This window comes from Paraburkholderia sp. FW306-2-2C-D06C, assembly GCF_058781505.1.
On sequence record NZ_JBYSWU010000019.1, the window covers coordinates 119,568 to 133,072 of the forward strand.

Below are 13,505 nucleotides of genomic sequence, written 5' to 3' on the forward strand. Positions count from 1 at the left end.
ATGATAAGCGACATAAATGATGGTTTTTCCCTAGCAAAAATACTTGCATTTCGTGCAGAAAAAACTACCTTGAGTAAACAAAACGATTCTTGGCTTGGCACCGGAGGAGACCCATGCCGGCTACACGTATGATGATTGCGCGCCGGGCCGGCGTGAGCGTGGCCACTGTCGATCGTGTCTTGCGCGACGATCAGGCCGTGCGTCAGGAGACGGCCGAACGCGTCCACCTGGCGCTCGCCGACCTGCGCGACGAGCGTGCGAGCCGTGGCCGACCGGCTAAGGTCACTTCTTTCCGCGTCGCGTTCGTTCTCCCGCAAGTCAACTCCCGTTTTCTGGATCATGTCGAGCGCGATATCGCGCTGTCGGCCAGTTTCTTTCGCGAGCACCGCATCACCCCTTCGTTTTATCGCTGTGACTTCGTCAGTCAGCGCGACACCGCGGCTTTCGCCGAGCAGGCGATTGAATATGACGCACTGGTTCTGGCGCCGCTCGACTATCCCTGGGTGGAGCGTTTCATCGAGGAGTTGAGTGACGCGAACGTGCCGGTCGTCACCGTGTTCTCCGATCTGCCGGCGAGCCGCCGCGCCGCTTATGTCGGGGTCGACAACCGGGTCGCCGGACGTACTGCAGGACTGCTGATGGGCCGCTTTCTTGGTGCGCGCCTCGGCACGGTCGCTGTGCTATCGGGATCGTCCCGTCTGCATGATCAGGTGGAGAGGCGCACCGGCTTTTCGCAGGTGCTGGAAGAGGATTTTCGCAACCTGCGCTGGATCGCCGAACCCGATTTCGCCGAAGACGACGACGGTGCGGGTCTGGCCATTCAGGGCCTGCGTGCGCGTCACGCGGATCTGGTCGGCGTGTATGCGACCGGCGGCGGCATCTCCGGCATTGCTGTGGCGTTGCAGGAATCGGGCGACAAGGCGCGTCTCGTCCTGATCGGCCATGAATGCACCGCGCAGACCCGCACCCAGCTGTCCGAGCGCGCGATCGACGTGATCCTCGATCAGGACGTGCGCGGCATCGTGCATTGGGCGGGACTGGCCGCCATCAACTTTCTTAACGACGTGCGTGGCGCGCTCGCCATCCCGACGCCGGAAACCCGAATTTATCTTCGTGAGAATGCGCATGCCTGACGCTCGCGACACGCGGACCGATGTTTGAGTCCGCCAGAGCCGAAATACGGCGCCCGGCGCATGGGCGCTGATTGTCATCAGGTTGGAGACCCGAGAGAGACAAGGAGAAGATAAATGTTACGTCTTACGTCAGCAAGGGTAATGGCCGCGGCGCTGGTATCGCTGGGGCTTGGCATGGCAACAGGCGCGCACGCGCAGGACAAGCAGTTGACACTCTGTTGGGCGGCCTGGGACCCGGCCAACGCACTGGTCGAACTGTCCAAGGACTTTACGGCCAAGACCGGCATCAAGATGAAGTTCGAGTTCGTGCCGTGGACCAGCTATGCCGACCGCTTTATCAACGAACTCAATTCGCACGGCAAGCTGTGCGATCTGATTATCGGCGATAGTCAGTGGATCGGCGGCGCGGCGGTGAATGGCCACTACGTCAAGCTCAACGATTTCTTCGCGAAGAACAAGATCTCGATGGACGACTTCGTGCCGGCCACGGTTGTGGGCTACTCGGAGTGGCCCAAGAACACGCCGAACTATTGGGCGTTGCCGGCGATGGCCGATGCAGTCGGCTGGACCTATCGCAAGGACTGGTTTGCACGGCCGGAACTGCGTGCCGAGTTCAAGCAGAAATACAACCGGGAACTGGCGCCGCCCACCACGCTGGATGAACTCAAGCAGACAGCCGAGTTCTTCCAGGGCCGCAAGATCGACGGCAAGACCGTCTACGGCGTGTATATCTTCACCGAGCGCGGCTCCGAAGGCATCACGATGGGGGTGACCAACGCGATGTATAACTTCGGTTTCGAATACGAGGATCCGAAGAAGCCTTATCACCTCGATGGCTACGTCAACTCGCCGGGTGCGGTCAAGGGGCTGGAATACTACAAGGCGCTCTACAAGTGCTGCACCGCGCCGGGCATGACCAACGCGTATATGCAGGAAGGACTCGACGCGTTCAAGTCCGGCCAGGTCGCGATGCAGATGAACTGGTTTGCGTTCTTTCCTGGTCTCTATAAGGATCCGAATGTTGGCGGCGACAAGATCGGCTTCTTTGTCAATCCGCGTGAACTCAAGCAGTACACGCAGCTGGGCGGCCAGGGCATCTCGGTCGTCTCGTATTCGGACCACAAGGAAGACGCCCTCGAATATATCAAGTGGTTCGCGCAACCCGACGTGCAGAAGAAGTGGTGGCAGTTGGGCGGTTATTCGGCGGCCAAGTCCGTCGTCGATGCGCCGGACTTTCCGAAGAGCGCGCCTTTCGCCACGGCGTTCCTGAAGTCGATGGCGATCGTCAAGGACTTCTGGGCGGAGCCCGCCTATGCCGAGCTGCTGCTCGACATGCAAAAGCGCGTGCACGACTACGTGGTAGCCGACAAGGGAACCGCCAAGGATGCGCTCGACCTGCTCGTGAAAGACTGGACCAAGGTCTTCAAGGGCGAAGGGAAGTACTAGCGTCTCTGACATGAACCGGCAACGGCTCACGGTGCCGTCGCTGGTTCGTTATAAGGAGTCAGGCATGTTGGCAAACAAGCCATTTCCGCCGCAAGGGCTCGAAGGCAGCGCGGCGGCGCGCGCCACGGCGAGGCTGCGCGGCCTGTCGGACCGGACCATCGCGTGGCTGTTCATTCTGCCGACGATCCTGCTGCTGCTTGCGATCAACATCTTTCCGTTGATCTGGGCGCTGCGGCTGTCGTTTACGAATTTCAGGTCGAATATGCCGAGCGTCCCGGCGCGCTTCGTCGGTATCGACAACTACGTCGATATCCTGACCGACGAGGACATCTGGTACGCGATGCAGGTGACTGCGCGTTTCGTGTTCTGGTCAGTTGGACTCGAAGTGCTGTTGGGCTTCGGCTTGGCATTGCTGATCAACCGGCAGTTTCGCAGCCATAGCTTCTGGACCACGCTGATCCTGCTGCCGATGATGCTGTCGCCTGCCGTGGTCGGCAACTTCTGGACCTTCCTGCTGCAGCCGCAGACGGGACTCTTCAACGACGTGGTGAGTATCTTCACCGGCATTCCGCCAGGCTCGTTTCAGATGATCGGCGACGTGCCTCTCGCGCCGTGGACCATCGTGATGGTGGACGTCTGGATGTGGACGCCTTACGTCATGCTCATCTGCCTCGCAGGCCTGCGTTCGATTCCGGACTACATCTACGAAGCGGCGGAAGTCGACCGCGCGTCACCCTGGCGTCAGTTCTGGTCGATCACGTTGCCGATGACCTTGCCGTTCCTGATGTTGGCGGTTCTGTTTCGCGGCATCGAGAACTTCAAGATGTTCGACATGGTGAACCTGTTGACCTCGGGCGGGCCGGGGTCGGTGACCGAGACGGTGTCGATCACGCTCAAGCGCGCCGCATTCGAGAAATGGCAGACGGGGTATTCGTCGGCGCTGGCGATCATCCTGTTCGTCACGGTGTTCGGCGCCGCGAACATCTACGTCAAGGCACTCAACCGGGTGAAACAGCGATGAAACCAGCTGCTCATGAACGATCGGTGGTGGCCGCGTCGCCGCGCGGCAAGCGGTTTGCGGCGGCCGTCGTCATCACCTATTCATTGGTCGCCACCTTGCCGATGGTGTGGATCTTTCTGACCAGCTTCAAGACGCAGGAGGATGCGATTGCGTATCCACCCGTCGTGCTGTTTCACCCGTCGATGGAAGGCTACGTCAATCTGTTCACGATCCGCTCGCGGCAGACGCCGGAGTTCATCGCGAGCCTGCCGCCCGCGCAGACCTGGTATGAACGCGACGTGCGCAAGCGCAACATGGTGATCGCCGGGCCGTCGAAGGTATTGCCGCGGTTCGTCAATTCACTGGTGATCGGCTTCGGCTCGACCTTTCTCGCGGTGTTTCTCGGCACGCTCGCGGCGTACGCGTTCTCGCGCTTCAAGGTGCCGCTGGCCGACGACCTGCTGTTCTTCATCCTGTCGACGCGCATGATGCCGCCGATCGCCGTCGCCATTCCGATCTACCTGATGTACCGCGCGCTGGGCCTCAGCGATAGCTATCTCGGCATGATTGTCCTGTACACAGCGGTCAACGTATCGCTCGCGGTCTGGCTGCTCAAGGGCTTCATGGACGAAATCCCGCGCGAATACGAAGAGGCGGCCCTGGTCGATGGCTATACGAGATTGCAGGCCTTCATGAAAGTGGTTCTGCCACAAGCGATCACAGGCATCGCCGCGACGACGATCTTCTGCCTCATTTTCGCGTGGAATGAATACGCTTTTGCGTCGCTTTTGACAAGCGGCGATGCGCAGACGATGCCGCCGTTCATCCCGTTCATCATCGGCGAGGGTGGGCAGGACTGGCCGGCAGTGGCCGCAGCCACCACCTTGTTCGTGCTGCCGATCCTGTTCTTCACCGTCCTGCTTCGCAAGCACCTGCTGCGCGGCATCACCTTCGGAGCAGTGCGCAAATGAAACGTGATTCTGTTCTGTCGCGCAGCCGGTTGCTGCGCCGCGGCTATAGCGAAGGCGGGTCGACCGCGTTGATCGGGCTCGGCGTGGCGATGCTCGTACAGCCGTTCTCGGTCGCGCTGTTCACCTGGTCGTTTCCCGTCATCCTCGTGGGGGCGATTGCGTTCGTCGTCACCAGCCACTTTCCAGAATGAACCATGTCCACGATCGTTCTCGCCAACCTGCGCAAGCGCTTCGGCGATTTCACCGCGGTACGCGATACCAACCTGACGATTCGCGCGGGCCGCTTCGTCGTGCTTCTCGGTCCATCGGGCTGCGGCAAAACCACCACGCTGCGGATGATCGCCGGGCTGGAGTTGCCGACCTCCGGACAGATTCTGATCGACGGCGAGGACGTCACCGCGTTGCGCGCGCGACAACGCGACATCGCCTTCGTGTTCCAGATGTTCGCGCTGTATCCGCATATGACGGTGCGCAACAACATCGCCTTTCCCCTGAAGAACGAGCATGTTTCGCGCCGCGAGATTGCCGCCCGGGTAGAGGCGGCAGCGCACATGCTGCGCATCGAAGGGATTCTCGATCGCAAGACCGGTGGCCTGTCCGGCGGCGACCGTCAGCGCGTGGCGCTTGGCCGCGCGATCGTGCGGCAGCCAAAGGCGTTCCTGATGGACGAGCCGCTCGGCACGCTCGACGCGGACTTTCGCGAGCTGATGTGCCTTGAGCTGCGCAAGTTACACAACGCGCTTGCCGCGACCACCGTGTATGTCACGCATGACCAGAGCGAGGCGATGGCGATGGCCGACGATATTGTCGTGATGAACCACGGGGAAGTGCTGCAGGCCGGTTCGCCGCACGACATCTATCACTTCCCGGCGAGCGTTTTTGTCGGCAACTTCATCGGCAGTCCGCCGATGAACTTCTTGCCGGTGGACGGCCCGGTCGATATCGGTCACGAGCAAGTCTATCTTCATGGCACCCCGGTTTCCGTGCCGCGCTGCGACACGGGTGCTCTTCGCGTCCTGCTGGGAATTCGGCCCGAACACGTGGTGATCGACCCACACAGCCCGTTGCGCGGCCAGGTGATCGCCGACGAATATCTCGGTTCGCATCAGGTGCTGGTGATCGAGACCGCACTGGGCACCGTGCGGGTGCGCGCCGGCAAGGACGAGGGTCTTGCCGCCGGCTCTCCGGTCGGCCTCGCGTTTCGCAAGGAACGCACGCTGCTCTATGACGCCGCAACGGGACGCCTGCTGCCGGGTGCGACACACACGCTTTCCGCAAACGGAGACGCTCATGGCTGAAATTCGGCTACGCAACATCAAGAAGCACTTCGGCGACATCGTGGCGGTGGACCGCCTGTCGCTCGACGTGCAGGATGGCGAGTTCGTCGTGCTGCTGGGACCGAGCGGTGCCGGCAAGACCACCACGCTGCGCCTGATCGCAGGTCTGGAGCGACCCGATGCCGGTGACGTGTTGATCGACGACATGATCGCGACACAGATGCATCCTTCGGACCGCGACGTCGCATTTATCTTCCAGCAATATTCGTTGTATCCGCACCTGAGCGTATTCGACAACCTGGCGTTTCCGCTGCGTTCGCCGCGCCGGCGCAGCAGCGAGACCGAGGTGCGTGAGCGCATCCACGCCGTGGCCGCGATGCTGCACATGGAGTCCAAGCTCGACAACATGGCGACGCATCTGTCGGGCGGCGAAATGCAGCGCGTGGCAATCGGGCGGGCACTGGTGCGGCATCCCAAAGTGTTTCTGATGGACGAACCGCTTTCGTCGCTCGATGCGAAGTTGCGCGAGGAACTGCGCATCGAACTCAAGCGGCTGCACCGCACGATCGGTGCGACCATCATCTATGTCACGCACGATCAGGTGGAGGCGACCACGCTGGCGGACCGTATCGGCATTCTCGAACAGGGCCGCATCGTGCAGCTCGGCACGCCGCGCGAGGTCTACGGCAATCCTGTTTCGCTTGGTGCGGCGCAGCGCCTCGGCTCGCCACCCATCAACCTGCTGCCGCCGGCGCTGCTTGATTCGGCGGCAGTGCCGGTGGGCACCGCGACTGTTGCAATTCGTCCCGAGGACGTCGTGTTGCACGACGCAGACGCGCGCAACGCACTCAATCTGAAAGTGCTCGAATATTCGCCACTGCGCCATCTGCTGATCCTCGATCGCGAAGGGACGGCCGTGGTGGCGACAACCGTTGCCGAACGCAATTTCATGCCCGGGCAGTCGGTTGGCGTTTCGCTGCCGGCGCGCAGCCTGTTGTATTTCAGTGCGGACGGCCGGAGGATCCTGACATGAACGGCAAAACGGTCATGGCGTGCATCGACGCCGCCTATGCATCGCTCAAGACGCACTCGGACGAGATCGCGTTGCTCGACCAGCAGATCGGCGACGGAGATCACATTTTCAACTTGCTGCGCGGGATGGAGGCACTGCTCGCAGTGCGCACGGAAATCGAGGCTGAAGCATTCGGGCCGGCACTCGAGCTGGCCGCGAGCAAAGTGCTTTCGACGGTCGGCGGGTCGTCGGGGCCGCTGTTCTTTTCACTGCTGAGCGGGATGGCGAAAGCGTCGGCATCCAATGCCATGGATGTCGCGGGTGTGGCCCGCATCTATGCCGGCGGCGTCGAGGCGGTCAGGCAGCGGGGGAAGACCGGCGTGGGCAGCAAGACGATGATGGACGTCCTGATTCCCGTTGCTGCCCGCTTCGATGAGCTTGCCGCCGCAGGGTCACCCGCGCGTGCGGTGCTCGACGCCTTGCCGCCGGTGGCAGAAGAGCACATGCTCGCGACGCGCGACATGCTTGCGACGAAAGGGCGCGCATCGTTTCTCGGCGAACGCTCACGCGGCCATATCGACCCCGGTGCGCGTTCCAGTCAGATCATGATTGCGGCAGTGTGCGCACATCTGGCGCAAAACAAAGCGTGAAAGGAGCGCAGACCATGAAGAAATTCATCAACCACGTCGACGATTTCCTCGCTGAAAGCCTGGCGGGATTCGCCGCCGCCCATAGCGATCTGGTCGTACTGAACAACGAGCCCGTGTTCGTGCGGCGCAAGCAACTCAAAGCCGGAAAAGTGGCGCTGGTGTCGGGCGGCGGCTCGGGGCACGAGCCGCTGCACACCGGCTTTGTGGGGTACGGCATGCTCGATGCGGCTTGCCCGGGCCAGGTTTTCACGTCGCCGACACCGGACCAGATGATGGCCGCTGCCAAAGCAGTGGATACCGGCGCGGGCGTGCTGTTTATCGTGAAGAACTACTCGGGCGATCTGATGAACTTCGAAATGGCATCGGAGATGTCCGAGGCTCCGAACGCGATGGTGCTGATCAACGACGACGTGGCGGTGGAGAACTCCAGCTATACCACCGGCCGGCGTGGTGTCGCGGGTGCCGTACTAGTCGAGAAGCTGGTCGGCAGCATGGCTGAAAGCGGCGCTGACCTTGAACAATGCAAGGCCTTCGGTGACCGGATCAACAAGCGCACGGCGTCAATGGGCGTCGCGTTCACGAGTTGCACGGTGCCCGCTGCTGGCACGCTGACGTTCAAGATCGGCGACGACGAGATCGAGGTCGGCGTGGGCATCCACGGCGAGCCCGGCCGGCGCCGGGCAAAGTTCGCGGCGGCCGATGCGATCGTGGGAGAACTGCTCACGGCGATCGTCGACGACCTCAAGCCGCCAGCCGGCGCCGAATTGCTGGTGCTCGTCAACGGGCTTGGGGGAACACCGCTTGGCGAACTTTATTTGCTGTTCAACTCGGCGCGCTTGTGGCTGCAGAAACGGGACCTGGCGGTTAGCCGGGCGCAGGTGGGTGCGCTGACGACTTCGCTAGAAATGGCGGGCGCGTCGATCACGCTGTCTGTGCTGGACGGCGAAATGCTGCGCCACTGGGACAGCCCGGTCCATACGCCGTCGTTACGTTGGGGGAAGTAGGGTGCGTCGGCAGCGAGAAACGCGCTCGAGAGCAACATCGCCGAGTACTCCCGGTCTTCAGCGCGACCGAGGCAGCAGGATCTGCGCGTCCGCACGACGGATGTCGGTGTGCCCGCAAAAAGCCAGTGTGGTATCCAGTTCCTTGTGGATGATCTCCAGTCACGTTGTGACACCAACCTCGCCCATCGCACGTAGCCCGCAGAGGAAGCTGCGGCCGATCAGCGTGCCTCTCGCGCCGAGCACAACGGCCTTTAGCACGTCCTGTCCGCTGCGGATGCAGGTGCGACGAAGTGCTCATGCAGGTGATCGACAACGTTAGCGGACATGCCAACGTTGACGCTTGGCTGGCGGCTTCGGCCTTCGGGAACCGTGGCTCCCGGCCAATTTCTGACCGTCGCGATCGGCAGCTTTCTGCGTACTGTTGAGCCGGGATAGACCGATCTGCGTCGTCAGGCCATACTCCAGTTTGGTGAGACCTCTTGCGGCAACGTGCTATCAGGGAGGACAGAGGTATGCAGATTGGTGTCCAGAGCTTTGCAAGCCGCTTGCGGCCGGTGTTCGAGACCAAAGATGCCGAGCGAACGCACGCGCTGCAGTGACTGGCGGCAACTTGCCGCATCTTCGGCCGGCGCGGCTACTCTGAAGGCCTGCTGGGCCACATCACCGTGCGCGATCCCGAACTGCCGGACCATTTCTGGGTCAACCCGGTCGGCGTCCCCATGCACCAAGTCCGCGTCTCGCACTTGGTGCAGGTTAATCACCAAGGTCAGGTCGTACACGGCAGCGGGATGGTGAACCCGGTCGGGCTGCTGCTTCACACGGCCGTCCATCAGGCGCGGCCCGAGGTCACGGCGGTGTGCCACGCGCACGCTCTGCACGCGTCGACGTGGGCCGCATTCGAGCGGCTGCTCGATACGATCACACAGGACGCATGCGTCTTCTTCGAGCAGCAGGCACTGATTCTCGAGCCTCGTGTTGTGCGCGACCCGGCCGCGGCAGCACGCTTTGCCGCAGGCTTCGGCGACAAGCGGGTGGCGATCCACGGGGGCCACGGCATCTTCACGACCGGACAGACCGTGGATGAGGCGGCATGGTGGTTCGTGTTGATGAACCGCTGCTGCGAAGCGCAACTGATTGCCCAGGCTTGTGGCGAGCCTTCACTGTGGGCTCCCGATGATGCGAGATGGCTGGCTTCGGTGCTGGGATCGCCGCAGATCGGCTGGCTATCGTTTCAGACGCTATGGGACGAAATCATCCTGAGCGGCGCCGACCTGGTGCAGTGACCGCGCCGGCGGCTTGATGGGCTGCCTGGCCAGCTTACCTGGTGAGACCGGGTTGGCCCCTTGGGGAACTCCTATGACCGCTTCGCGGGCCCTCGTATGACGATCTCGAGGACTGCTTTGGGTTGAAAGTACGCATCCTGTGAATGAACCGGTCGTTCGCGGCAGCTGATTGGCGAATGGCCGTTCAGTAGCCTATAGCGGCCCCCCCCAACGCCGATAAGCGAGTGGCGGCTCAGGCCGATGACTTGACGGGCAGCACGCGTGCACGAATGACGGATGAACCTCGGAAGCCGCCGTTCACGTCGCGCTAGCTCCAACGGCCGGAGAGGGTCGATGACGGTCTGACGCGAGTCGATCTCTGGCGATTACCCTATGCAATCAGGATCGGACCGTGATCGGCCATGTGCGGTCGCTGGGTAGTGCGACAGCTCAGCCGCTCCAACGTCTTATCGCCTTCGTCAACAGCCGCTCAAAACTCCCGACACGATCAGTTGCATTCGTCACCTTTGCCAAGACTTTTGCGCATAGTGTCGCCGGCGTCGGTCATAGAGGACGCCATCCGACGCAATGCAGACAACAATTCGTTGGACTCGGTTACGTTGCCTTCTTGATATCGTTGCCAGGCCGATTTGTCAGGATGGCGCTCGTAATAACGTGAAAGAGATGATCCCCCCGTGGCGCGAATCCGGGCTGGCCGACGAGCCAGCCGAGCGCCGACATCAGGGCGAACAGGTCGACCCCATCAATATCGGCGCGCGCCGTTCCCTCGGCTTGAGCGCGGAGCAGTAGTCGCGCGCCCGCCGAACGCAGCGCTGTGCTCGAAGCATGAAGCGCGGAGTCCGGGTCCGCGTGCGCGGTCGCAAACAAGGCGCAAATACCGCTATAGCTGCGAACGAATGCCACCCCATCGCGAAACCAGGACACCAGCGCTTCGTCAGGTGGATTCGACGTTTCGAGTTCGGCCGCCTGCTGTATCAGTTCGTCCACGTTCATGCGCAGCAACGCTTCGAACAAGGCTTCTCGTGTCGGGAAATGGCGAAATAGTGTCGCCAACCCGACGTCGGCCCGGCGGGCGATATCTCGCATGGACGCCTCGGCACCATGCTCGGTGACGACGTCACGCGCGACTGCAAGGAGATGGTCGTAATTCTTTCTGGCGTCAGCTCGCATAAATTGCCTTGACAAGCGGATCGGTGATCCGAATATAATGAACCTGTATCCGGATCAGTGATCCACAAGATACAGCACATTTGTGCAGATGGGAACAGAGGCGCAGTACGACACCACGAAAGGAGATGTCATGGGAAAGCTTGAGGGTAAGGTTGCAGTCATCACGGGTGGATCGAGCGGCATGGCGCTGGCGAGCGCCAAGCGGTTCGTTGAAGAAGGCGCGTATGTTTTCATCACGGGCCGGAGGCAGGAGGCGCTCGACGAGGCCGTCAAGCTGATTGGCCGGAACGTGACCGGCGTGCGCGGCGACGGGGCCAATCTGGACGACCTTGACCGCCTGTTCGATACAGTCAAGCGGGAAAAGGGCAAGATCGACATCCTGTTCGCGAGCGCAGGCACGGGCGAAGCCGTCCCTCTGGGCGAGATTACCGAGCAGCACTTCGATGCGACCTTCGGTCTGAATACGCGCGGAACGCTGTTTGCGGTTCAGAAGGCGTTGCCGCTGTTCAACGATGGCGGGTCGATCTTCATGACCGGGTCAGTTGCTTCGGTGAAAGGTTTTCCTGGTTATGGCGTGTATGCGGCGAGCAAGGCGGCGTTGCGCTCATTCGCACGCACGTGGCTTAACGAACTGAAGGGCAGGAATATCCGGGTGAACGTGCTGAGCCCGGGGCCGATCGCCACACCGATGCAGGACCAGGTTCTCACCGAGGAGGCGAAGCGGATGTTCGAATCCCTGATCCCGCGGGGAAAGATGGGGCGTCCTGAGGAAATTGCGACGGTCGCGCTGTTTCTTGCTTCAGACGATTCGAGCTTCGTGAATGGGGTGGAGTTGTCTGTCGACGGCGGGTTCTCGGCCATCTGAAATCGCGCAGAAAGCGTGTAGAAGGATCTTTCAACTCGACGAAGGTGATCTGATTCGTGTCAATAAATATGGATTCCTTACAATAATGAATGGAGAGTTCGCATGAACTATTCGATTATTGGCTTCGGCGCGGTAGGCCAGGCCCTCGCCCGAGCGTTTGCAAGAAAGAACATCGATGTGACCGTCGCCAGCCGGCGCCCTCCCGAGACGCTGATGCAACGGGCACGAGCGATCGGCCCCACCGTTGTCCCCGGGACGCTGCAGGATGCAATCGCGTCCGACACGATCTTCCTCGCGGTTCCGTTTTGGGAACATCGCGAAGTCGCGAAGCAGATCACAACCTGGCAGGGCAAGACGATCATCGACACGACAAATGCTTTCGGTGTTCCGGTTGAAGACCTGGAAGGTCAGCCGCCGGCCGCGGTTGTCGCCAAGGCGTTTACCGGCGCCAGGTTCGTAAAGGGCTTTAACCATCTGCCTGCTGCCGCCCTGGCCGCTGATCCGAGCGTGAATGGCGGAAGCCGCGTCGTTTTTTTGTCGAGCGATGACGAAAATGCGGTGGCACCGGTCGCTGCTTTGGCCGAACAACTCGGTTTCGCGCCGATTGCGCTAGGACCGCTCAAGGATGGCGGCTTGCTTGTCCAAGGCAGGGGGAATACCTGGGGTCAACTGATCTTCAAGGATCTCGTCAAGTTCAAATAGCGGCGCCTCACGACGAAGTCACAGCGGCCACGCACATCGCTAAACGCTTGCTGGTGATTTGACCGAGATTCCGTTGGCGCTTCTGAGCGAGTGCATGATGGCCGCTCGCGACCCGTCGGCCGCGAGCGCCCGTACTGCAGACGTGATGCGGACGGATGTCCGTTCGGAATTGGAAAGCGGCCGTTGCCAACACGGTGACCCGAATGACGGCTCGGGGTCGCGTGTTGTCGATCGAGACCGAGGGAGGTCGAGTCGCCGATGCGGTTTGCATGAGGCAGTGCGCGGCCACCAAGAGTCATTCGCCGGCAGCGCCGATTGGACATCAGGGCGACCGCTGCACACCGGCAACCGGCCGTTCGACAGGTGTTGCTGAAAGACTCGGGCCGACAATGCGCGCTTCCATCGGCTCGCGCCAGCTGGACAGTATCCCAGGTTCCTCCGAAGGTCGAATACACGCTGAGCAAAATGGGAATTGCGCTCGGACCCTCATCGAGGCGCTCATCGAATGGGCAGAATGGGCCGAAATGCGGCGGCAAATACTGGGAGATGCCTCAACCCGGTAACAGTGCAGGTAGCTCCGGAAGCCCGGTAGGTCTCGTCGAGCTGATGGTCACGCGATTGCCCCTTCGCGCCCATTCCCCCGTTCTCCGAACTGGATCGACGCGGCCGACGTATGTCAGTCACAATGATCCTCCAGGCTGTCGGGCCGTCTTGTGGTTCACGCGGCTAGTCATCGCGCAGCAGCAGTCGAGATTCCGGGCAAGCAGGAACGCCCGCTGGCGTCGTTCAGGTCGTCGAGCCTTTTCATATCCCGGATCACGTGGAAAAGATCGCGCATTGACTCGAGATCAATCAGTCTCACAAACGCAAAGGTATCCTGATAGGCACGCATCCAGGGGATCATTGCTGAAGCCGCAGCTTTTCGGCCTTCGGTCGTCACGACGAGCTGGCGTTTCCGTCGATCTCCTTCGTGGGAGATCGTTGAGATGAGC

The 13,505-nt window shown here is 61.5% G+C and carries 13 protein-coding genes and 2 pseudogenes; 12 read left to right on the forward strand and 3 right to left on the reverse strand.

Features of this window, described 5'->3' with window-relative positions; genetic code table 11:
• The first annotated feature begins 113 nt into the window (after window positions 1–113).
• The 9 genes from AC3WLT_RS16840 (at window position 114) to dhaK (ending at window position 8,493) form a co-directional block, all read left to right on the forward strand.
• Window positions 114–1,133 carry a LacI family DNA-binding transcriptional regulator gene (locus AC3WLT_RS16840; RefSeq protein ID WP_492592829.1) on the forward strand — a complete coding sequence of 340 codons (1,020 nt, stop codon included), beginning with the start codon at window positions 114–116 and terminating at the stop codon, window positions 1,131–1,133.
• Between the two features lie 114 nt (window positions 1,134–1,247).
• Window positions 1,248–2,579, forward strand: a complete 1,332-nt coding sequence (locus tag AC3WLT_RS16845) for an ABC transporter substrate-binding protein (protein ID WP_492592830.1) — start codon at window positions 1,248–1,250, stop codon at window positions 2,577–2,579.
• A 64-nt stretch (window positions 2,580–2,643) separates the two neighbouring features.
• On the forward strand, window positions 2,644–3,600 hold the full coding sequence (locus tag AC3WLT_RS16850; protein ID WP_492592831.1) for a carbohydrate ABC transporter permease: 957 nt from the start codon (window positions 2,644–2,646) through the stop codon (window positions 3,598–3,600).
• Window positions 3,597–4,550, forward strand: coding sequence for a carbohydrate ABC transporter permease (locus AC3WLT_RS16855; RefSeq protein WP_492592832.1), 954 nt, complete (start codon window positions 3,597–3,599; stop codon window positions 4,548–4,550). The genes AC3WLT_RS16850 and AC3WLT_RS16855 overlap by 4 nt, the downstream gene beginning before the upstream one ends.
• On the forward strand, window positions 4,547–4,741 hold the full coding sequence (locus AC3WLT_RS16860; protein ID WP_492592833.1) for a hypothetical protein: 195 nt from the start codon (window positions 4,547–4,549) through the stop codon (window positions 4,739–4,741). Before AC3WLT_RS16855 ends, AC3WLT_RS16860 begins: the two co-directional genes overlap by 4 nt.
• A 3-nt stretch (window positions 4,742–4,744) precedes the next feature.
• Window positions 4,745–5,848, forward strand: coding sequence for an ABC transporter ATP-binding protein (locus tag AC3WLT_RS16865; protein ID WP_492592834.1), 1,104 nt, complete (start codon window positions 4,745–4,747; stop codon window positions 5,846–5,848).
• Window positions 5,841–6,860, forward strand: coding sequence for an ABC transporter ATP-binding protein (locus tag AC3WLT_RS16870; RefSeq protein ID WP_492592835.1), 1,020 nt, complete (start codon window positions 5,841–5,843; stop codon window positions 6,858–6,860). The genes AC3WLT_RS16865 and AC3WLT_RS16870 overlap by 8 nt, the downstream gene beginning before the upstream one ends.
• A complete protein-coding gene (gene dhaL, locus AC3WLT_RS16875; protein ID WP_492592836.1) occupies window positions 6,857–7,489 on the forward strand; it encodes a dihydroxyacetone kinase subunit DhaL in 633 nt (210 codons plus the stop codon). The genes AC3WLT_RS16870 and dhaL overlap by 4 nt, the downstream gene beginning before the upstream one ends.
• Before the next feature lie 14 nt (window positions 7,490–7,503).
• The gene (gene dhaK, locus AC3WLT_RS16880; RefSeq protein ID WP_492592837.1) at window positions 7,504–8,493 is read left to right on the forward strand and encodes a dihydroxyacetone kinase subunit DhaK; all 990 of its coding nucleotides are present in this window, start codon (window positions 7,504–7,506) and stop codon (window positions 8,491–8,493) included.
• A 57-nt stretch (window positions 8,494–8,550) separates the two neighbouring features.
• Here the strand turns inward: dhaK and AC3WLT_RS16885 are convergent.
• Window positions 8,551–8,769 (reverse strand): annotated as a pseudogene (locus AC3WLT_RS16885) (alpha-hydroxy-acid oxidizing protein); the annotation flags it as partial.
• Between the two features lie 323 nt (window positions 8,770–9,092).
• On the opposite strand from AC3WLT_RS16885, the gene AC3WLT_RS16890 reads away from it, so the two are divergent.
• Window positions 9,093–9,776 (forward strand): class II aldolase/adducin family protein, encoded by a 684-nt coding sequence (locus AC3WLT_RS16890; RefSeq protein ID WP_492592846.1) that lies wholly within the window; start codon window positions 9,093–9,095, stop codon window positions 9,774–9,776.
• 594 nt (window positions 9,777–10,370) lie between these two features.
• Here AC3WLT_RS16890 and AC3WLT_RS16895 read toward each other — a convergent pair.
• Window positions 10,371–10,946, reverse strand: coding sequence for a TetR/AcrR family transcriptional regulator (locus tag AC3WLT_RS16895; protein ID WP_035538937.1), 576 nt, complete (start codon window positions 10,944–10,946; stop codon window positions 10,371–10,373).
• Window positions 10,947–11,076: 130 nt separating this feature from the next.
• Here AC3WLT_RS16895 and AC3WLT_RS16900 point away from each other — a divergent pair, with 130 nt between their 5' ends.
• Together AC3WLT_RS16900 and AC3WLT_RS16905 are read left to right on the forward strand one after the other, a co-directional pair.
• Window positions 11,077–11,811: an SDR family NAD(P)-dependent oxidoreductase gene (locus tag AC3WLT_RS16900; protein WP_429261043.1), complete on the forward strand. Its 735-nt coding sequence runs from the start codon at window positions 11,077–11,079 to the stop codon at window positions 11,809–11,811.
• Between the two features lie 102 nt (window positions 11,812–11,913).
• On the forward strand, window positions 11,914–12,513 hold the full coding sequence (locus AC3WLT_RS16905; protein WP_492576097.1) for an NADPH-dependent F420 reductase: 600 nt from the start codon (window positions 11,914–11,916) through the stop codon (window positions 12,511–12,513).
• A gap of 730 nt (window positions 12,514–13,243) precedes the next feature.
• On the opposite strand, the pseudogene AC3WLT_RS16910 reads toward AC3WLT_RS16905, so the two are convergent.
• Window positions 13,244–13,505 (reverse strand): annotated as a pseudogene (locus AC3WLT_RS16910) (hypothetical protein); the annotation flags it as partial.